The sequence below is a fragment of the Helicobacter bilis genome (assembly GCF_001999985.1).
In the GTDB taxonomy this organism is placed as follows: Bacteria; Campylobacterota; Campylobacteria; order Campylobacterales; family Helicobacteraceae; genus Helicobacter_A; species Helicobacter_A rappini.
Genome location: NZ_CP019645.1, coordinates 1,552,264 through 1,573,436, shown reverse-complemented (window position 1 = coordinate 1,573,436; position 21,173 = coordinate 1,552,264). Strand labels below are relative to the sequence as shown.

At 33.9% G+C, this 21,173-nt stretch carries 18 protein-coding genes; 11 read left to right on the top strand and 7 right to left on the bottom strand.

The window, feature by feature from the left end; all coding sequences use genetic code 11:
* The first annotated feature begins 323 nt into the window (after nt 1–323).
* A complete protein-coding gene (locus XJ32_RS07310) occupies nt 324–3,029 on the top strand; it encodes a TonB-dependent receptor (protein ID WP_077388851.1) in 2,706 nt (901 codons plus the stop codon).
* 60 nt (nt 3,030–3,089) lie between these two features.
* Here the strand turns inward: XJ32_RS07310 and XJ32_RS07305 are convergent, their stop codons facing one another.
* From XJ32_RS07305 to XJ32_RS13420, 4 genes are read right to left on the bottom strand one after another with little or no spacing between them, the layout of a single operon-like run.
* Nucleotides 3,090–4,562, bottom strand: a complete 1,473-nt coding sequence (locus XJ32_RS07305) for a restriction endonuclease subunit S domain-containing protein (protein ID WP_077388850.1) — start codon at nt 4,560–4,562, stop codon at nt 3,090–3,092.
* The gene (locus XJ32_RS12485; protein WP_217332051.1) at nt 4,563–5,477 is read right to left on the bottom strand and encodes an HsdM family class I SAM-dependent methyltransferase; all 915 of its coding nucleotides are present in this window, start codon (nt 5,475–5,477) and stop codon (nt 4,563–4,565) included.
* Nucleotides 5,407–6,678 (bottom strand): N-6 DNA methylase, encoded by a 1,272-nt coding sequence (locus XJ32_RS12480; protein ID WP_217332050.1) that lies wholly within the window; start codon nt 6,676–6,678, stop codon nt 5,407–5,409. Before XJ32_RS12480 ends, XJ32_RS12485 begins: the two co-directional genes overlap by 71 nt.
* A gap of 42 nt (nt 6,679–6,720) precedes the next feature.
* Nucleotides 6,721–9,024 carry a tRNA uridine-5-carboxymethylaminomethyl modification enzyme MnmG/GidA gene (locus XJ32_RS13420; protein WP_077388849.1) on the bottom strand — a complete coding sequence of 768 codons (2,304 nt, stop codon included), beginning with the start codon at nt 9,022–9,024 and terminating at the stop codon, nt 6,721–6,723.
* Nucleotides 9,025–9,092: 68 nt separating this feature from the next.
* Between XJ32_RS13420 and XJ32_RS07290 the strand changes: the two genes are divergently transcribed.
* The gene (locus XJ32_RS07290; RefSeq protein WP_077388848.1) at nt 9,093–9,878 is read left to right on the top strand and encodes a phosphatidate cytidylyltransferase; all 786 of its coding nucleotides are present in this window, start codon (nt 9,093–9,095) and stop codon (nt 9,876–9,878) included.
* A gap of 394 nt (nt 9,879–10,272) precedes the next feature.
* Nucleotides 10,273–10,977, top strand: a complete 705-nt coding sequence (cmoA, locus tag XJ32_RS07285) for a carboxy-S-adenosyl-L-methionine synthase CmoA (RefSeq protein ID WP_167620014.1) — start codon at nt 10,273–10,275, stop codon at nt 10,975–10,977.
* Nucleotides 10,978–11,369: 392 nt separating this feature from the next.
* Here the strand turns inward: cmoA and XJ32_RS07280 are convergent, their stop codons facing one another.
* Nucleotides 11,370–13,388 (bottom strand): dynamin family protein, encoded by a 2,019-nt coding sequence (locus XJ32_RS07280; RefSeq protein ID WP_077388847.1) that lies wholly within the window; start codon nt 13,386–13,388, stop codon nt 11,370–11,372.
* Between the two features lie 150 nt (nt 13,389–13,538).
* Here XJ32_RS07280 and XJ32_RS12880 point away from each other — a divergent pair, with 150 nt between their 5' ends.
* From XJ32_RS12880 to hemJ, 3 genes are all read left to right on the top strand, one after another.
* Nucleotides 13,539–14,174 carry a class I SAM-dependent methyltransferase gene (locus XJ32_RS12880; protein WP_254422309.1) on the top strand — a complete coding sequence of 212 codons (636 nt, stop codon included), beginning with the start codon at nt 13,539–13,541 and terminating at the stop codon, nt 14,172–14,174.
* Nucleotides 14,131–14,712, top strand: coding sequence for a ubiquitin family protein (locus XJ32_RS12875; RefSeq protein ID WP_223808304.1), 582 nt, complete (start codon nt 14,131–14,133; stop codon nt 14,710–14,712). The genes XJ32_RS12880 and XJ32_RS12875 overlap by 44 nt, the downstream gene beginning before the upstream one ends.
* 295 nt (nt 14,713–15,007) lie before the next feature.
* Nucleotides 15,008–15,469 carry a protoporphyrinogen oxidase HemJ gene (gene hemJ, locus XJ32_RS07270; protein ID WP_004085929.1) on the top strand — a complete coding sequence of 154 codons (462 nt, stop codon included), beginning with the start codon at nt 15,008–15,010 and terminating at the stop codon, nt 15,467–15,469.
* Between the two features lie 362 nt (nt 15,470–15,831).
* Here the strand turns inward: hemJ and XJ32_RS07265 are convergent, their stop codons facing one another.
* Both XJ32_RS07265 and XJ32_RS07260 read right to left on the bottom strand, forming a co-directional pair.
* On the bottom strand, nt 15,832–16,032 hold the full coding sequence (locus tag XJ32_RS07265) for a hypothetical protein (protein WP_155761477.1): 201 nt from the start codon (nt 16,030–16,032) through the stop codon (nt 15,832–15,834).
* A gap of 577 nt (nt 16,033–16,609) precedes the next feature.
* Nucleotides 16,610–17,035, bottom strand: a complete 426-nt coding sequence (locus XJ32_RS07260) for an LPD3 domain-containing protein (RefSeq protein ID WP_254422527.1) — start codon at nt 17,033–17,035, stop codon at nt 16,610–16,612.
* Nucleotides 17,036–17,290: 255 nt separating this feature from the next.
* Here XJ32_RS07260 and XJ32_RS07255 point away from each other — a divergent pair, with 255 nt between their 5' ends.
* The 5 genes from XJ32_RS07255 (at nt 17,291) to XJ32_RS07240 (ending at nt 20,880) form a co-directional block, all read left to right on the top strand.
* Nucleotides 17,291–17,572, top strand: a complete 282-nt coding sequence (locus XJ32_RS07255) for a hypothetical protein (RefSeq protein ID WP_077388844.1) — start codon at nt 17,291–17,293, stop codon at nt 17,570–17,572.
* A 164-nt stretch (nt 17,573–17,736) separates the two neighbouring features.
* Nucleotides 17,737–17,883 (top strand): hypothetical protein, encoded by a 147-nt coding sequence (locus tag XJ32_RS11905; protein WP_155761475.1) that lies wholly within the window; start codon nt 17,737–17,739, stop codon nt 17,881–17,883.
* Between the two features lie 520 nt (nt 17,884–18,403).
* Nucleotides 18,404–18,919, top strand: a complete 516-nt coding sequence (locus XJ32_RS07250; protein WP_077388843.1) for a PBECR3 domain-containing polyvalent protein — start codon at nt 18,404–18,406, stop codon at nt 18,917–18,919.
* Nucleotides 18,920–19,026: 107 nt separating this feature from the next.
* Entirely contained in the window at nt 19,027–19,599 is a 573-nt protein-coding gene (locus XJ32_RS12870) for a hypothetical protein (RefSeq protein ID WP_254422308.1), read from the top strand.
* A gap of 36 nt (nt 19,600–19,635) precedes the next feature.
* Nucleotides 19,636–20,880, top strand: a complete 1,245-nt coding sequence (locus XJ32_RS07240; protein WP_077388842.1) for a glycosyltransferase family 10 domain-containing protein — start codon at nt 19,636–19,638, stop codon at nt 20,878–20,880.
* Nucleotides 20,881–21,173: the final 293 nt, after the last annotated feature.

Genomic DNA, 21,173 nt, shown 5'->3' with positions numbered 1-21,173 from the left:
AGTTAGTGACTTGGGTTAAGGAATATTTGTCATTTCAATATAACCTATAATCTGCAAGAAACTTTGTTGCTTAAGGGGGGGGGGGGTGAGCAGTGTTATTTGTGTTTTTTGGAAGTTTAGATATTTGTCATTGTATGTCGCACTTTCACATAGGTTCTCTCCAAAATTATAACACTTAGAACTTCTCTTTTGTTATTGCACTTCAACATGCTATGCAATTGTCTTGCATTCCTTAAAATAATAACAATTTGTATAATTTTAAGTATATATTAATATAATAATAGTAATAATTCCTTTTTTTAATTAAAAATAAAGGGGTTGTTATGAAAGATTTAAATAAGTGTTATATCATAGTTTTAGCTATGGTGTATCTCACACACGCAGAAGAGAGTAAAAATACACTTTCACAAGATCAAACTTCACAAGGCACAAAAGAAGTTACACATAGGCTCAATGCCGTTGTTACAACGAATACTAAGTTAAAAACCTATCAAAGTGGATCAAGGCTTAATAAAAGTGTTCTGGATTCTAATCCTAGTGGCAATGGTGATATAACCTCGATATTAAAGATACTGCCTAATGTGCAATTTGATAACGCACAGCTAAAATCCACTACACCCGGTGAGATTGACCCTGCAAATATCAGCATTAGTGGCGGACTTTTCTATCAAAATAACTTTCAGCTAGATGGCTTTAATATGAATAATGACTTAGATCCTGCAGGCTCACAAGGTAGCAATCCAGTCGCAGCCAATGCGCTTCCGGGTAGAAGTCAAGGACTAAATATTGATACAAGTCTTTTAGAATCTATTCAAGTGCAAGATTCTAATATCTCGGCTGCTTATGGTGGCTTCACAGGGGGTGTTGTGGAGGCAAATACAAAAAGACCTATAAAGAAATTTGGCGCAAATATTAGCTATCAAATCTCGCAGGGAAATGCCGCTAATGATAAATTTTCACTGACAAATTATCATATCTATGAGAGTAACTCACAAAGTTATGAAAATTTTCTTAACTCAACTTCAGCAAGCGCGCAGCCTAATTTCATAAAACATGCAATCCGCTCAAGTATAGAATCTAAGTTTAACGATAATGCTGGTGTGATTGCAAGTTTTACCACTATGCAAAGCTTTATCCCGCTTAATGCTTATACATCAAGTCAAAATGGCACGACCACAGATAGCTCGATAAAAACGCAAAAGCGACAAAGCTACAACTTTTTTATAAAAGGCTATTATGACATTGGAGAAAATATACAAATAGAGAGTAGCTATGCGTATGCACCGCAATATAATGAATATTTTATTGTAAATACGAGAGATTCTGATTTTTACTTGCAAAGTGGCGGACATCAGCTAGGAGTAAAGACAACTTATCAAAATGAATTAGGCGTATTAAACGCACAAAGTAGCTTTAACTATATGGAAAACTCTCGCAGTGGCAGTGAGCAGCACATGAGAGGCTGGAGATATAGCAGTGATAAAAATTGGAATCCAAATGGCAATCAGTCAGAGGGCAGTTATGGTAATGTTGAGACTTCGCAGACAAAGCTTGATTTGAGAGTTGCACAGCAGTTTGAGCCGCTTAGTCTAAGCTTTTGGGAAAATGTCTTTAATGTCGGTATGGATTTAGGCTATACTTATGCATTGTATGAGAGAGCAGAAGATACGCTATTTAGCGGATCTGCTTTTACAAAGCCACTTAAAAACGGGCAAACATGCAGTGAAACTTTTTGGTGTTCGAATGGTGTTGTGGCAAATCAACAAAATGATTGGAAAGATAATAACGGACAATACATGTATAAGGCTACACTCTATAAAGCTGGAAATATTAATCTATCCAATGTCAATACAGCAATGTTTGCGGAAGATTCTATGAAGTTTGATTTTAAATCTTATGGTGATTTGCTTGTGCGTTTTGGTATAAGGCTTGATTATGATACCTACATGAATAAAGCCCCGATAGCCCCACGACTAAGTCTAGCCTATATCGCCCCATGGAATCACGACTTAAAAGACTTTGCAACAACATTTAACTTTGGGGCAAACCGCTATTATGGAAGAAATCTTTTTACCTATGTCCTAATGGATGGACGATCAAGCTTAGAATATACCCTTGAGCGTAAAGACCACTTGCAATCATGGGAAAATGCAAGCGCAACACAAAATAAAAATGATACAAACTTTTCACAGCTAAAAGTCCCTTATGCTGATGAGCTTATGGCTGGAATCTCACAGCAAATCTATATGTTTAATTTGAGTGCGAAATATATCCATAGATTTGGACGAGATGAGATAAGAAGGGCTTGTAAAGACCCACAAGGCAATATAAGCACACGCAATTGTAGTAGCAATGTAGCAGGTCTCACAAAAGATTTGCGTTATGTATATACAAATGATGGAAAAAGTGATACTGATGTTGTAAGCATTAGCTTGCAAAATAATAAAACGATTGATACATTTGGTATCAAGCATTATTATCTATTTGCGTTTGATTGGACTGGAGTCTATCGTAATTATGCTGACTATACAGACATTTTAACCAATGGGGAATTGGCAAATCAATGGATAAGCTATGATGGAGTGCTTATGCGTTATGCTGATAGACCCGCAGAAAACTTTGTGCGTCCTTATACTTTGCGACTGAATCTTACACATACTTATGCTTTCTCACGCTATAAATTTTTATGGAATAATTTCTTCCGCTATCGTGCGGGATATAATACAATGGCAAGTGTTACTAATGATAAAGATAAAGATAGCTTTGTAATCGATGGGATTTTAACAAAAGTAGATACCTTTAAAGCCTTTATGATACCGGGAGCATTTACTTGGGATATGCGTTTAGGTGTGGAATTTAACATGGGAAAAGGCAATATAGCCTATGTGAATCTCGATATTTTAAATGTGCTAGATTCTAAAAATATTGCTATCGCAAGTGCTAGTTTTTCCGCTACTGCTGGGACTACCGCCGTGCCTGTTTATGAAGTGGGACGACAATTTTATATACAAGGGGGATATAGGTTTTAAGGTTTGGTGTTATAGTGTTTCTCTCATATTGATATACTATAACAATTAAATTGTGCTATTTTACTCGTTTATAATATCATCAATCATTCTGTTAAGGGTGGTTTTTAGTTGCTTAATGCTTAAGTCTAGCTCATAGATTCCAGCAACTTGACAAAACTCTTTATCATCTTGTGTGAAATTTTTACTTAAAGGATCTGGTAGCTTTGCGTTTTCATTATGATAAAGCTTTGCTATTTGCTCTTGTAGATTTTGGGGGAATAATGGTGTTTCTATCAGGTGAAAATAGCTCGGTGCACAATGCCCACCTTGTCCGCCAACGCTAATAAATTTTAGCATTTTCTTAACCCTCCAAAACTCCAAGAAACAACGCATAAAAATACTTTCAATAAAATCATTATTTGTATTTATAATTCTAATTCCGTGATAGTTCGTTGCTATATTATGTGTGTCATCTATAATCACACAGCTTTTAAAAGTTGCCTCACCGCCAAAAATTATATCTCCTTTTTGAATTGTTTTTAACTTTGCTTTAGTGCCAATAAAAGTAGTTTTTGAAATAGTGCCAAACTCCGTGATATTTGTAGGAATTAGGAGTTCATAATATCCTTTCTTAAAAGTGTCGCTATCTACACGAGTGCCTATAAAGTTTTTTTCCAATGAAGTTCCACGAGCATAAGTAAAGCCTCTATCAATTAAATTTTTACTTCCATATTTATAATTTTTTATAATAAAATTCCATTTTTTAAACTCTTCACAATAAATTCCCGTATCAAGTCGCCCTGCAATTTGCAATTCTTTAATATTTGGGTAAGTGTAGGTAAAGGTATTTGGTAATTGATTATTTAAAAGCTCAGATTCTATTAGGTTTAAAATCTCTTTATGTCTTGTTTTGATTAAGGCTTCTTTTTTGATAATGGATTTTGTAAGGGTTTCTATGAAATCTATCGTTTTTTTGTCGGTAATTTTTGGAATATAGAGTTTTTCTTTATCACTTGAAATAATATTTTTTTGCACACCGCCCTTACCTTGCATTTGCGATTTAAAAAAATGATGTTTTGTAAAAGCTAGAAACAAATAAAGAAAACTAGATTCGTTGGCTTTATGAAAATAGGCAGATACTCGCTGATTGAGTAAATATTTCTTATCCCCCTCGCAAAATACACTTATATTGTCCTGATTTTCTCCGCCTGTGAGAGAAAGAAGTATGCAAGGCTTATCAAGTAAAAATCTTTCTTTAATATGAATTTTAGGGATAAATCTGCCAAATTGTGATGAAAGGGCAAAATCGCTTTGATTAACATTTGATATTTGTATGAGTGGTATAGCGTAATTTGGACTTGAAGTAAAAATATTTGATGAAAACGCATATCCATCAAGTGAATAAAAATCCTGCAACAAATTTTCATATTTTTTTGATAAAAGTTGTTTTGTTTTTTCAATAGTTAAAAACTTATAACTTGAAGCAGAGAAATTACAATCATTTTCTAATAATTCTTTAGAAGAGATGGTTTGCGGAATATCTACATAAGCCATTTATTTTGCCTTAATAAAAAGATTTTGTAGGGTTTCTTCTTGCATTTTGCACCATTGTCTAAACTCATTTAGAGTCTCGCTAAAGTCTTCATTAAGCTTTGCTTTGCCTTGTAAATCTGTTTCTATCTCAAAGGTTTCTGGGTGGATTTTATAGACTTTTTCAAAGCTTTTTACGCGATTGGTTGTCTTTATCTCATAGCCTATGTTTTGTATGTTTTTTGTAAAAATGCTATAACCTTGCTTTTTTAGCCTTTCTAGCTCTTTTGTTTCTGGCTTGTAGGCTATGATTAAAGAGACATTGACACCTGTTTCTGCAAAGGTATTTGCTGGTAGGTCAAAAATGGCTACGATACGCATTTTATCCATTAGCCATGCTCTAGTGTCTTTGTGTGTATCAATGCTTGCTATGGAGTTAGATAGCACGATACCTAAGCGCCCATTATCCTTTAAGATTCTATATGCGTTTTCTAAAAAGACTACACCTAAATCAATACTGCCACTTCCGTCTTTTTTCTTATAAAAATCCCAAGTTTCATAGCACTCTATCATATCTTTTTCTTCTTTTTTGTTTGGTTTAAAAGAGCGTTTCTCACCAAATGGAGGATTTGTAAGGACGACATCAAATTTTTTCAACTCTTTATTATCCGCTCTATTGTCCCATGTGCCATTTTTGTTGGTATTAGAATCTAGCTTTAAAATCCCACCGCCTTTAGCAAATTTATAAGCTATTGAGCCTAATCCTGCTTTATGCTCTAGCGTGGCATTGCCATCACCATTTAAAAGCATATTAAGAGTAGCAAGGCTTATCATTTGACTATCAATATCCATACCAAAGATATTTTTATCATCTAATTTTGAATTGGAATTGACATAAGAGATAGAGAGAAAATCTGCTATGCTCAACCGTGGGGTCAATGACACTTTCAGTATTTCTAGGATTAACAATGCTTACTAGAAAATCAATCAGTGGCAGGGGTGTTAGAAATTGTGCTTTATCGCCTTTGGTAAATTCACTTGCAAAGCGGTGGAAAATAAGCTGATATAAATCGCTTTTATAAGATCGTGTGAAAGAGTAGTCTTGGAACTCTTTGGTGATAGAGATTAAGACTTTTATGTGATTTTCGTTTTTATAATCTAGCTCTTTGTCTTTTAGAATCTCTTTGTATTCATCTTTAGCATCATCTACTACGGATTTAATCCTTGTGATAAATGATTGTATAGTATCATCGCTTAATGCTTGATATTGTGTTTCTTCATTTAGGATATAAAAACGCAAGGGATTATTATGCTTTTCATCATAGATTTTTAGAGCTAAAGTTTGGATTAAAATCACATAGCCTTTTTGGTTGACTAAGCTTACAGAATCTAGCGTGTGGAGTATATTAAACATCGCTTGATTTAGCGTTGTGGAGTTTAGCCCTGAGATAGTTTCTAGCTCATTTATGCTTCGTTTTTCTCTTTGAATGGGCTTTGGATTCTGAAAGTTTTTTAAATGTGTAAAATCTGGGATATTGTAATAGGGGTCTGGCAAATGCAAGGTTAAATCATCTGTTTTAGAATCTTGCCCTTTAGCATTAAACTCTTGAGAATAGCGTAAGAATTTGCCCTCTTGCTTTTTAAAGATATAGAGTCGTTCAGTATCATATAAAATGCCTAAACAAAAATGGTTTTCACATTCTTTCATATAGGCTTTTAGCTGTTTGTCATAGACTTCTTTAATCCTTTTAGAATCTTCCTTTTTGAATTCTATCACGCATAAAATGTGATTTTTCAGCCATTGTAAAGATTCTAAATTATTGTTTTTGTGGTAGCTTTTATAGTGATCAAACCACGCTTTATCATCAAAAATGACTGCATCAATTTTGAGTGAAGCGGAATTTTTATTACCTTTTGGTAGGTGAATCTCTGTGCCTATATAATCCTTTGCAAAAAGCTCTGAATCTGTGAGAGCGAATAAAAACTGCCACTTATAATACTGCTCGTTTTTAGAGCCATCTTTTTTGTATAAATTTGCTTGTTTGTTAAAGCTTAAATGTTCGCTTAAAAATTGGGTATATTCCCCCCCCCCCCCCGTAATTATAGTATTAAACTTATCTTTACTTGCTGCAAAACTCATTTTATCCCTTATTATCTCTTATAAATTTTAGATAGTTTTGTGTTATTTTTTCTCTTTTTGTCGTTTATGATACAAAGCAATATGGAGTTCTAGCACTTCAAGGCTTGCGGGTGTGATACCGCTGATTAGCTTTGCTTCTTTGAGTGTCTTTGGCTTTGCTAGAGTTAGTTTCTCTATCACTTCAAGGCTTAAGCCAGAAATGCCTTCATAGCTAAAATCTAGCGGAATCTCTATATGAAGATTCTTTTCACTTCGCTTTATTTGCTCACTTTGCTTTTCAATATAGTTTTGATATTTCGCATGGATTTGCAGCTGCTTTAACGCTCTAGCGGATAAGCCACTAAATCGCGGGTCTAGCTTACGCATTTTTGTAGGTTTCATGCTGTCTCTACCAAGTATTAAACCAAAGTGGCATTTATTTTGGAATCCTTCTTCACCTATGCGGGTTAATCGCTCAAGATTCTGCTTATTTGGCGTATAAGATTCACTAAGTATTGGTAAATGCTTTTCTATATTTTCTAAATCGACTTCAAGCTGATTTAATATCTCTTCATCAAGCAAACCTAGCTCACGCGAATAAGGCAGCATACGAAAACACGCATTATCTTCACGCAAGAGTAATCTATACTCTGCCCTGCTTGTAAAGACTCTATAGGGCTCATTTGTCCCTTTTGTAACTAAATCATCAATCATAACGCCAATATAGCTTTCTTCCCTTGAAAGCACTAAAGATTCTCTCTTGCTTTTGCCTTGTGTATAAAGCAAACTTAGGGCTGCATTAATCCCTGCTAGAATCCCCTGTGCCGCCGCCTCTTCATAGCCTGTTGTGCCATTAATCTGTCCTGCTAGATAAAGACTTTTTACAATCCTAGATTCTAAAGTGTGAAAAAGGTTTGTAGGCTGACTATAATCATACTCAATAGCATAGCCATAACGAGTAATAATGGCATTTTCTAAGCCTTCAATAGAGTGGATAACCTGCTCTTGCACTTCATAGGGCAAACTCGTTGAAAGTCCATTTACATAGTATTCCCCAGCACTATAAGTCTGTGGCTCTAAGAAAAGCTGATGACGCAACTTATCTCTAAAGCGATTAATCTTATCTTCAATGCTAGGGCAATAACGCGGTCCAACGCCTTGTATCTGCCCTGTAAAAAGTGGGGCGCGATAGAAATTCTCTTCTATAATCTTATGTGTTTTCTCATTTGTATATGTAACAAAGCAGGGCAGCTCTTTTGGGCGGAAATAGCCATGCTTCATACGCCTTTTAAGATATTTTGAGATGATATTCTCACGATTATAAAGCAGATAATCATGTGTTAAAAGGCTAAAATATGGTGCTTCAGTATGGCTTGTGATAAAAAGCTGTTTAAACTCAAAGCTATCTGTCTTATTGCTATTTTGTGAATCTTGTGTAAATTCTTGTTGTAATATTGCATTAGAATCTTCATTTGCCTGAAAGCTAAGATTTTTCTGCACGAAATGTTGAAACTTACTCCATTCTTGTAAGCTTGTATGCTCTAATGCGTTTCTAAAAAGTGAATCTTGTTTTGTTTGTGTGCTATCTTGTGCTATTTTTTGATTAGATTCTATATGTTGATTTGTGTTTTGATACTCATCGGTTAAAAGACTTGCTGTGTGTAAATCGCTAAGATTATGTAACTCATCATAATGTGCATCTCCATAATGTTTTTCAAGTGTTGTATGATTGATACTAGACCCAAGTATGCGGGGACAAGTCCCTGTTTTTAGCCTTGAAAGCGGAATATTTAGCTTTTTTAAACTCTCGCTCAATTCATTGCTGCTTATCTCACCAGCACGACCATTTTCACTTTTATTTTCACCGATATGGATTAAGCCTTTGAGAAAAGTGCCTGCTGTAATGATTATCTTTTTAGCAAAAAACTCTTTTTGTATGCTAAGTTTCACACCTATGGCTTCTGTCTTCTCTTCTTTAGTTTGAGATAGAATCTCTATAACATTGCCTTGTATTACATGTAAATTTTTTGTATTCAGCAAAATATCTCTTGCATGTTTGCGATATAAATCCATATCAATTTGCGCTCTTGTGCCACGCACTGCTGGACCTTTTGATGCATTTAAGATTCTGTATTGAAGTCCGCTAATATCAGTGATTGCCCCCATAAGCCCACCAAGGCTATCTACCTCTTTTGTGAGATGTCCTTTGCCTAAGCCGCCTATTGCTGGATTGCAACTTGCAAGGGCGATATTATCGATTAAATGAGTAATGAGTAGAGTTTGTAAGCCCATTTTCGCACAAATATGACTAGCCTCTACACCAGCATGTCCGCCGCCAACTACAATTATGTCGTAATTATTTCTCATTTTTTTGTCCTAATATATGTTTTTTCTAGTAGAATTATAACACCAAGTTATCAATATGGAGTGTCGTTATGGTTAAGAAATTTAAGGCTGTTATTATGCAGGATTCCAAGCGTTTTTGGAGTGGTGTTGCGATGATTATCTGTCTTGCCATTGTGTTTTTTATCAATGATATAACGCTTACATGGGGGCTTTTGGGTGTGCTATATCTTATCGCATTTTTTGAAAGCACAAGGCTGTATCAAATTAGCTTTCATGTATTAGGTTTATTGCTTGCTATCTTAATTTGGGTTGGAATCTATTATAGCCATGAGGCACTCATTGTAGCACTTTTTGGACTTTGTCTTGCTTCATTAAGCATTGTTGCAAGTGAAAGCAATCCAAAGTATGCCTTGCCTTTTATCTATCCTACATTGCCTTTTGTAGCCCTTTTTGTGCTGTATGCTGCTCATGGTGTGGGCTATCTTATATGGCTTATTGCGGTTGTGGCTTTGGCTGATATTTTTGCCTATTATGGTGGCAGGCAGTTTGGCAAAACAAAGCTTTGTGCGGCTTCTCCAAAAAAGACTATTGAGGGGGCTTTATGCGGACTTGTAGGTAGCATTATGATTGGCTCTGTGGCAGGTATTGGAATCTTTGGTGGCTTTTATCTGTCCTTACTTGCAAGTGCTATTGTCGTTGTTATTTCTATCATTGGCGATCTTTTTGAGAGTGCGTTAAAAAGAAAGGCGGATTTAAAAGATTCTGGTTCTATTCTACCCGGACATGGCGGTATCCTTGATAGAATGGACGCGATTTTATTTGGCAGTATTGCTATGCTTATGTGCTTGTCGTTTCTTAAAATGTATCAAGTTTAGCTAATGCTTATCGCATTTTTGTATAAAAGCTAAGAATTGCATGTGCTATTGAATGTAAATTGCTTTTTCTTATGTTTGAAAATAGACATGCCATAAAGATATTAAAAAATAAAAGGTAAATATGGAATCTAAAAACACCAAATCTCAAGCAACGAATGAAAAAGATTCTACACAATATAATAAAAGCCTTGAAGGGACTCAAAGGATAGGGAATCTAGATTCTAATTCTTGTTATGTTAGCCTAAAGCAAAGCAAAAGGGAGAATGAAATATCTAACATGGAATCTAACAAAGATATTTCACCTTTTTCAAAGTTTCAAAATAGCAGTAATCTAAATTCTACAAAAAATACAACACAAAAAGATAGAATCTTTTTACAAGATTCCACGCAACCCATGCCAAAGTTTGAATTTAACGAAATGGTAGCAAGTGTGTTTGATGATATGCTAGAGAGATCTATCCCCTTTTATGATGAGGTGATGAATCTTGCCATTTTTTTTATAAGAGAACATTTGCAAACTATGCAAAAATCAAGTGAAATCCCAGTGATTTATGATCTTGGCAGCTCAACAGGCAATCTATTATTAAGACTTGCAGCAAGCCTAGAAGAATGCAAGATGAAAGCACACTTGTATGGTATAGATAATGCCCTAGCTATGATTGAAAGAGCGCAACTAAAGAATGCAGCGATGGGCTTTAACATTGACTTTTTTCAAGCAGATTTTCTTACATTTGATTTCAAGCCCACACATGTTTTTTTGGCATTTTATACTATGCAGTTTGTGCGTCCATTGCAAAGAAAAGACATGATACAAAAAATTTATAATTGTTTGAATGAAAACGGAATCTTTTTGTTTGCTGAAAAGGTGATTAGCGATGATTCTAGACTAGAGGGTCAAATGATTGAGTGTTATTATAACTATAAGGCAAAGCAAGGCTACACACATAAAGAAATCTATAAAAAGCGTGAAGCCCTAGAAAATGTGCTTGTGCCTTATAGCGTGAGTGAAAATTGCACTATGCTTAAGTCTTGTGGATTTAAACATGTTGAGATTCTATTTAAGTGGGTGAATTTCACGCTTTTTCTTGTGCGTAAGTGATTTGTGTTTTGAAGACTTCATGAATCTTGCATTCAATGTTTTATATCCATGCAGCATTTACAATATTTCAAACGACTATTTATCAATACAAACTCTTTGTAATATGCAGAACAATTAAGAATTGCATATATTTAATATCAAATATTAATTTCAATAAAAAATAGTAATAATTCTTATTTTAATTTATTTTTAAGTTTTCTTTTGTTATACTTTCAAGCGTAATCATATTACATGATTATGTGTTCTTACAAAAAAGGTTCTCCTTTGATAGTTTTGGGTTAAGTTAAGAACATTCTTTCACATTATCTTCCTTTAAAGAATAAGGTGGGTTATACCATCTTATACTCATTTTTCACAAGATTTCGTAGTTTTTTTGTTAGGCTTTATAAGTATTAGTTTTTATTGTTGTGATTTTTTAGTTCTAGCTCACATTTTTCTAATATTGCGTATTTTTGCTTATTTGTATCTATCCATGATTGTATGACTTTGTATTTTTCTTCATAGACTTTTGTTAGGTTTTGTTGGATTTGCCAAAGTGTCTTTTTATATAAAGGGAAGTTTAGACTTAGCTTTTCTTGATAGAGTGGATAGTGTAAGCCTAGATTGATTAAATCTCGCACATTCTCTAGTGTTGGGTTATAAAGTGGCAGGGTATCGGGGTTTGTTTTATGTTTTGTGAGTGCGTTTTCTACCTCAAAATGAAGCTTTTGCAAGCATAGCATAATTGTATTTTGAAAGTTTAGATTTAAGAATTGTGCTAGATTTGCTAACTCATTTTGTAAGTTTTGCACACATTGTGAAAGTGTAGCTTTATAATCATTTGTTATCTCGCTATCTAGCACTTCGATTCTAAAATGTCGCTCAATTATCCCATCACTCACCGCCATATCACTAGAATAAGCAAGGCTTAAAGACTGCAAGGCACTCTCTCGCCATAGCTCCAAACTATCACAAAGCCCTGTCTTTTGCGTATCAATAAAGGTGCTAAACTCACTCCCAAATTCACTCAACATAAAGCCTAGCTTTCTCATCTCTCTAGCATACATATTGTCATTATTGCATAGCTCACTCATAAGCCTTTCTTTTGGCAGGACATTGACTTCTTTTGTTTGTGTGATTTGAGATTTCATACCGATAAAGTTTTTTGTCTCACGCATGATTTCAAAGGGCTTTAGCTCAAAGCTATTAAAGATTTTTTGTGCTATGGAATCAAATTGTATCTCAAGATTCCCAAAAAGCTTTTGAAAGCTCTTTTCTAAATCGCTTTGCAAGGCATTAAAATGTAGCTTTTGTGTGAATACATTAAGTAGTGAGTAAAGCTCTTTATATGCTAGATTTATCTTATGCAATTTCCACTTTTCTCTCACAATAAGTGTGCGTAAATCCCGCAAGATTCTATAATCTTTTGCTTGAATAGCTTTTGGACGGATAGCATTGTAGATAAAGTCTAGCACCGCACCGATATTAGAATCTTTAAAAAGATCTTGTGCTTCCTTATTGTTAGAATGTAGATTATGTGTCGCATTTTCACCATTAGATTCTGTATTATAACTCGACAAAATACCTGCGTTAAAGAAAGTCTCACTATCTTTTTGAACCAGATTTATAGAATCTAGGGCTTGTTTTGCTGATATGGCAATCACTTCTTCAAAAAAGCCCTCAAACGCCCTTTTTGCATACTCAATACTTGTATTAATCTCTTCCTCACTTTTTAATCTATCTTTTTGATTTAGCACGCATAGGCTTTTGTGTGCGTATCGTTTGACATGGGTTTGGAGAATCTCTTTTTCACTATTTTTGCCGACATTATCAATGAGTGTAAGCCAGATGATACCATCAACAGATTCTAGAATCGTATTTGTCGTTTCTGTGTCGCTTTCATTCTGTGAGTTAAAGCCGGGTGTATCAAGGAAGCTAACCACTTTTAAAAGCTCAAGTGGCACGAATAATTTATAATATGAAATCTTTAGATTCTCTATCTCATCGACCTCACCTAGATAGCTAATAGGCTTATTTACAACCGCATTGTTTTTGTAGTGAATCTCAAGCCCCACCTCATCACCATAAGTAATCTCACACACTTTTGCCGTAACGGGCGTAATGCCGCTAGGCAGTATCTCTTTACCTAAAAGTGCGTTTAAAAAAGTGCTTTTTCCGCTACTAAACTGCCCGATAATTGCTACTTTCATAGGCTTATCAATGTCTTGTAAAAGGCGATTTATAATCGCTTTATTTTGCGAATGCAAGGGAGTGCTTTGCGTGAGTGCATATCGTGTTTGTATGATTAAGGGATAGAGTGGATTGCTACTTTGTGAATCTTGCATTTTTGCTTGTAAGCATTCTTGTATAAAAGTCTCAAATAAGGAATCATTAAGGGCTATATTGTTTTGATTTTGTTGTGCTTCATTCATAACCATGCCTTGTGTCTATGCTAAAGTTCAATGCAATTTTATCAAAAGTTTTTAGTTTTTGTAAGCTTTGAGCGTGTTTTCTAATGCTAAAGAATCTACTTGTTGTATTTTGATATAATAACACATTTTAATTTTATCATAGGAGATATTATGGATACAATACCTTACATAGACAGAGAAAAATGCGTGATAACAAAAGATTGTGATTTGGAGATTCTAAATAGTGAATCTTATCCTATATTTTGTGGTTGCTTACCGCATGATGATTTGGAATCTGATATTATTGCTACACAAACTTTTGCAATATCAAAATCTGGTGTCATTCAGCTAAAAAGGTTAATCCCGCTTGATATGCTATATCAATACGGACATGACGCTGGGTCTGTTGGAGGTCTTTGGGATTCTCATCATAAAGAATTCGCGGAATTCATCATGCAGGCACAACCCAAAAAAGTCTTAGAAATAGGCGGTGGGCATTCTAAACTAGCCTTGCATTGTTTGCAATATGAAGAAAAGCTAGAATGGAATATCATAGAACCAAACCCGACAACCAAAGATAATCGCATTGTGTATATAGAATCTTTTTTCACAAAAGAGATTCTAGAGCAAGGCGATTATGATACAATCATTCATTCACACACTTTTGAGCATATGTATGACCCACATAGGTTTCTAGCAGACATTGCTGCTACTAGCATTGATGCCACTTGCATTGACACTACTATGGGGGGGGGGGGGCAAGATGCTCTTCTCTGTCCCAAACATGCAAAAATGGCTAGAAAATAAATGGACAAATACCCTAAACTTTGAACATACGATTTTACTCACTGAAGCAGTGATTGACTTTCTACTTACAACACATAAATTTAAGATTCACAAAAAACATTATTTTGGCGACCATAGCATTTTTTACTGGACACAATATGACAAAACACTGACAGATAAACCCATATTGCCAAATGAGTATCAGCAAAACAAATCTCTATTTCTAAATATGTATGATTTTTATCACGCACAGATTGCAAAGCTTAATGCAAGATTAGAATCAACCAATAAGAAAGTGTATCTCTTTGGGGCACATCTTTTCTCGCAATATCTTCTTTATCATGGATTACATTCACTTAAAATAGAAGCGATTTTAGATAATAATCCAAACAAGCAAAACAAACGACTCTATGGCACAAAACTTCGTGTATATTCCCCGCAGATTCTAGCAAATACAGACAATGCTCTTGTAATCTTAAATGCTGGTGCGTATAATAATGAGATTAAAGAATCTTTGAATACAATGAATAATAAGATAGAAATCATCATGCTTGATTAGCTTTGTAGTATGCCCTAAGTTGCATAAAATCTTGTTTATATGCCATTAAAGATTCTAAGTGTTTGGCTGTGTAATTTATTATATATTTGCCTTTATACGATAAAAGCTTCACTTTGCTTTGTAATAACATGTAAAAATCTATGGTTATGTGGAATGGAATTTTAAATAATACAGAATCTTGGGATAACTAGATTTTTAAATCACTAGAATCTAAGTTTAGAAACTTAGAGAAAGATTTTAACACACATAGATTTTACATATTTATCTTGCAATCTAAGTTTTATAAAGGAATGTTATGCTACTAGAATCTTTTAGATACACGCTGGCTGAGTATTATTTATATATTAAAGTGTTTCACATAGTTTCTATTATTACATGGATGGCTATGCTGTTTTATCTGCCGCGTTTGTTTGTGTATCATGCGGAGCAGTATGAGAATGCTGGGTTTAGAAGTGTAGTCGAGCTGCAAGAAAAAAGGCTGTATTATGCTATCGGTTATCCTGCTATGATCGCTGTTTTAGTGAGTGGCTCTTTGATTACACTAGCCTTGCCCGGCATTATGCAGAGTGGTGGCTGGATACATGCGAAATTCACACTTGTTTTATTGCTTTTAGTGTATCATTTTCTATGTGGATTCTATCGTAAAAAACTTTTAGTTTCTTGTTGTAAAAGCGGTAGATTTTTCCGTATTTTTAATGAGATTCCAACTTTGTTTATGGTGATTATTGTATATCTTGTTGTTGTCAAGTCGTTTTAGATTCTATATTCTTGTCATATTGAGTGCGTAAGTACGAAACACCCCTTTTAGATTCTATTAGATATTTCGCTACGCTCAATATGACAATTTATTATAGATTCAAATTCTGTTTAGATTCTATAAATTTTCGTGTTATGAGACTTCTTTATATTGCCTAACATTATAGTTTAAGTTGAATATAACTCTATCGCTTAAGATTTGAAAGCCTCTAAGCTCAAAGTCAAACTAGAAACTAAAGATTAGGCAAACATATTTCATGCAAAAATCTGAAAAAAGCAGTTGAAGTGTTACTTGTCTCTAGAGTTGATATTTCTTCATCTGTTAGTGTTTTGCCATTATGACATTTGCCGCTTATATAATTATTATTTTGTGCGTTTATTGTGGCAAGTAGCTTTGTCTTCTGTGCAGTATTTTAAAACTCCGTGTATTTCATCGTCTAAATATGGTAATTCTGCTTGCAAGTTCCCATTTTCATAATATATTTTGTGATACCTTTTGCCTATCATTTGTGTATGGTATTTCCAGATAAAGCCCCCCCCCATTTTATAATAAATTTTCTGCACGCCTTCTATTTCATTGTTTAAATATGGCGTTCCTGATTCTAGATTTCCAACTTCTTTAGCTATTTCTACGCAGTGGGTAGTTTATAGCAATATGTTCACTTAAGTCTTGTATATCCCCCTTTTTTAAGCTTTGCTTGCAACTTGCCAAATGCCACTTAAAACTGGACTTATTTACATCTAGCTCTTTAAAATCCAGTTTCATTAGCTTTGCCTCTCAATGTGTTGAATGATAGATTTTCTGCATGTTTAGCTGTATTTTTAAAAGACTTGTCTTTAAGTTGTTTTTTAAAGCTGTGTTGTAACTTCTTGTATTGTATCTATATCTTTTGCGTGGGTTTTTAGCTTATCGGATTTTGCTCGTATCATAAGGGTGTGGAAAATCTTGTATCATTTCATTGTATTTTTTAGGGATTGCTTGATCAAAATATTGCTTTTCTAGCTGAATTACTCCATCTGGCTTCAATACATGATATCAATACTCTTTATCTGGTTTCTTAACTATTTGCTATTTGTTGCTTCACTTCTTAGATTTTTGTTTGCAACGCTGTAGGTTGTGGATTATCTTGTATAGCATCTTTTATGTTTTGCGGTATAATGCCGCTATCGGTTTTAGCAATATTAGCGTTGGACGCACACCATCACGGGTTACTTGAGCTTTTACCGCTACTTCTGTTTGCATGTGCGGCGAACTTAAGGAAGTAGGATTCTCTAAGTTTTCTAACTCTAAAGTATAAATTTTATTATTGCCTTCCTTTTTTTCAAATAATGTAATTTTTGCTATTGCTTCCTTACCATTGACATTTATATCTTTTGTAAATCTATGCACTTGAATAATATTATCTCTATTTTTGTAATCATTATGCGATTCTCTTTTTGTAGCATTTTCATAAAGGTTTTTTAGGTCTTGTCCCACCCTGTAATGCTCATCTATGGTAAAGCCATTTGCAACGCTTTTATCCACTGCCTTTTTGCTTGATATTTTGTTGCGTTCTGTTTCTGTTATTACGCCTTTTAGCCCTGTTTCTTTATTAACTATCTCTTTATTTAATATGAGCTTAATACTTCTTTTAAATCATTTCTTAATTCTCTTATTCCTTTTGACTCTTGCGTTGTGTATGTAAAATTAGAATTTATTTCATTTCTTAGATCTTTTTCTTTCGTATTGTCATTTTGAGCCATAGGCGAAAAATCTTTATTGGTATGGAAAGATTTGGCTTCGCCTCGAAATGACAGGGAAGTTGTTTCGCCGTTCTGAGAGATGACTACAAATCTATTAAAACAAGCGCAAGATAAAGCAAATACTGCTAATCTAAACGCACAGAATTCACAAAATAAACAAACACAACAAAATATCGGCAATGCTATCAGTATGGGCAATAATGTCTTATCTATGCAAACAAACCAAAATACACTATCACAAGCTAACAATACAACACTACAAACAAATACAAACACTACGCCTACACAAGCAAAGACTTTTAATGAAGAAATAGCCCTAAGTAGTGATAGGGATTTCAAACCACAAAGTGAAATACCATAAGAAACACAAAGCATAATGCAAGATCTCATTAAAACCAAGAAAGGCACATTGCAAAAAGAAAGAGGAGTAGCAGACTTTGAGAAAAACTTTAATCAGTCTGCATATACAAGAAATACAACTGCATTCTTAGGCAACCGCATGAATTTAGTCGTTATAAACTTGCTATGACAGCAAAATCAAAACTATTACGGAAGGGTTGGAATCCAACAGATTTAAATCCTAACGCAATTGATAGTGAATTTAGAGAGATTACAAGTCAAACAAAACAGAATGATGTGCTGTGGATTCCACAAGATGAGTATTTATTGTGAACTACTAAAGATTTAACAAATCTTTATCAATTATTTAGTAAAAAACAACTGGTAGAATTAGCAACTTTAAGAAGATTAATTTGCAAGAAAACTACGCCAAGCGGAAATCAGGCAAATAGAATGAGAAAAAGAGGATTAAGATATAGTCTTTTGCTTGCATTTATAATACTTAACGCTTATTAATCTTACTTATCATAACATACCGAATGGATGACCAGCATCCGCCGCAATAAGATATTATCGTTATAGAATAGCACCACGCCCAGATTTTTTAAATACCGCTAGAAATGAAAGCTAGGTATTTTCTGGTTAATTACTTCAATAAATGTAAAAAGGAACAAAGCTTTATTTTTTAGTGATATTTGCTTTGAAGTTATTCCCAAGCTTACTAATGGGGTAGCCCCTGATAAAAGATTGATTAAAGAGATGCTAGAAGATGGATTAGCAGAAGTAGTAAATGAAAAAATGGGTGAATGGCGACTAAAACCTAAGCAATGTAAAAACTCATAAGGAAGTAGAAATGAAAAACAAACAGCATACAATCCCAACAAAAAGTAAAGTAGAAAAGGATTTAAGCACAGATGAGATAAAACAGATTATAAACACATGGGATTTAAATAACCCAAAGAAAAGCGATAAACTCATAATATCAAAGGTAGATGAATCTGAACTAGAATTACTTGCCAAAGATTTTGATTTTAAAGGTAATTATGCGGTTGCAAGGGAAATAGATTCAGAACATTTAGCTCATGCTTTAAATAGGCATGGTGATGATAGCAATACAGCAAATATTGCTATTAGTAAAGATGAGATTTTTGAGTTTTATCCAAATATTACAAAGCAGTATGATAGCAGAGTAGTAACAGAGAATAATACAATTATCTACTCAAAACAAATCAATGGGCATTTCATTGTGATAGAAGAAGTATTAACAGGTAGAAATAAACTTCGTTTTGATACTGCTTGGAAACAAAAAGGGAAGCTAAATGAAAAAGTGTTGTTTAAGAATGCTAAGGTATTCCCCAATGCAAAATAGCATAAAGTGGCAAGTGATAAACACAGCCTAGACCAAATTCTAGGTGGGACTTCCCACAATCAAAACCTTAGCATACTAAGATTATACCACAAAAAAAAGGATTTAACATGATACAAACAAAAAATCTCACTCTAAAGAAATTCCAAGAGAATTTTGATTTTATAGAAGCTAAGATGAAAGATAGTCAAATATATAAAGATGCCTTAGATAGTTTTGTAAAATATATGCCAAGCTACGCTTTTACAGATGACCAAAAGGCTTTAGCTTATAGCGATTTTATGGCTAAAACATTTTTAGGTGTATTTCAAAGTGCAGTCCAAACAGCATTAACCATAGACCAAAACGAAGTGGCTACAAGAGATGCACAAAATCAAAGTGCATTAGGAATTTTGGGTAAGAAAAAAGAAGTAGCAATGCTATCAAATCAAGTGAAAGAAAGCTTTTTTAAGATACAAGCAAGTAAAATGCAAACAGCACAACTTCAAGCTCAAGCCTTGCAAGATAAAATCAAGGCAGAAGTATTACATAAAAGTGCCAATGATAACGCACAGATAAACAAAGCAAACTGCATAGTTGTTCGCAATGGGATCAATTTATTGGGTTGTAAACCTACCAATTTAATTTATATTGCAGTCACTATATATGGTGAATATTTCTTGATTTTCATTATTTTGATGTAAAATTAACTTTTGAAATTTACTATAAGAGCAGGAAATATGAACAAACGAGTCTTAAATATGAGAATACTAGATTGGTGGAATGAGGATAATGAAGTAAATTTCTATAGTAATGCTCTCATTCAGCTACTACAACAAAAATATGATGTTGCATATAGCAATACCCCTGATTTTATCTTATGTGGTCCTTTTGGATATAAGCATTTAGAATATGATTGTGTGCGTATTTTTTATACAGGAGAGAATGTTCGCCCAGATTTTAATCTCGTGGATTATGCGATAAGTTTCGATTATGCAGTATTTGAGGATAGACATTTACATGCACCGTTAATATTTTTCAACACTTATCGTTCAAAAGAGTTGCAAAATACCTTAAAAAGTCGCATTCATTTAAGCAAATATAAAACAAAGTTTTGCGGTTTTGTCGCGAGTAATGGCTATATGACTGAAATGAGAGATAACTTTTTTGAGGCATTGTGTGCTTACAAGAATGTAGATTCTGGTGGTAAGTGGAAAAATAATATTGGTACTAGTGTCGATGATAAAATAGAATGGCTAAAATCATATAAATTTAATATTTGTTTTGAAAATGGTAGCTATCCGGGGTACCTAACAGAGAAGTTATTTGATGCATTTATGAGTGGGTGTGTGCCAATTTATTGGGGAGATACGAGTCTTAGATGTGGGATAGATAAAGAGTGTAACGAAACATCCAATAAAGATTCTAAAAAGGATATTTCACCGGAGGTTTGCACGAGCAATTTTTTTACCCGCAATTATAAGTATGACGAAAATCTGGATTCTAACGCTATGGGGGGGGGGGGGGAATATGGCATATTTGATACGCGTATTCCAAATATCCCTCCATATTTATTTGACTACAAAATTAACCCAAAAGCTTTTATCAATGCGCATGAATTTCCTACCTTCAAAGATCTTATAGATGAAATAAAGCGTATAGATGACAATGACAAGGCCTTTAGAGACATGCTAAACGAACCAATTTTTCTTGACGATTTTGATCCTCAAGAATTTTATTCTCAAAGAGTCTTTCATTTTCTTGATTATATTGTATCTCAAGGTCCCACTTGCGCAAAAAGAATAGGCAGGGGTTCTTATTTGCAAAGAAAAGAAAATGTGATGAAAACATGTCCTTACAATATTGATAGTTCGATAACACCCAAATTTATGCATTATTGCATGAAACATAGAAATTTTATTGAAAATATTAGAAAAATAAGCGAATTTCCACGAGATATAATACGCATTATGCGGGGAAAATAGATTCTTAATATTTTTAGCTTTATGCGACATTATTTTACTTGTATCACTTTAATATGCAGGTAAAAATTCTTATTATCTCACACATAAACAAATACACTCTTTGTGTAATATTTTCAAACAACTACTACAAGTTATACAACATGGTTTTATATGGAAATCTTTGAGTATTCATAAGCCATCAGCGCAAGACATTTTCACAATTAAACCCATTTGCAGTTAAGTGCAGATAATCATATATAAATAAAAATTCCAGATATACATATACCCCTATGGGTATATTAATCATGTTTATG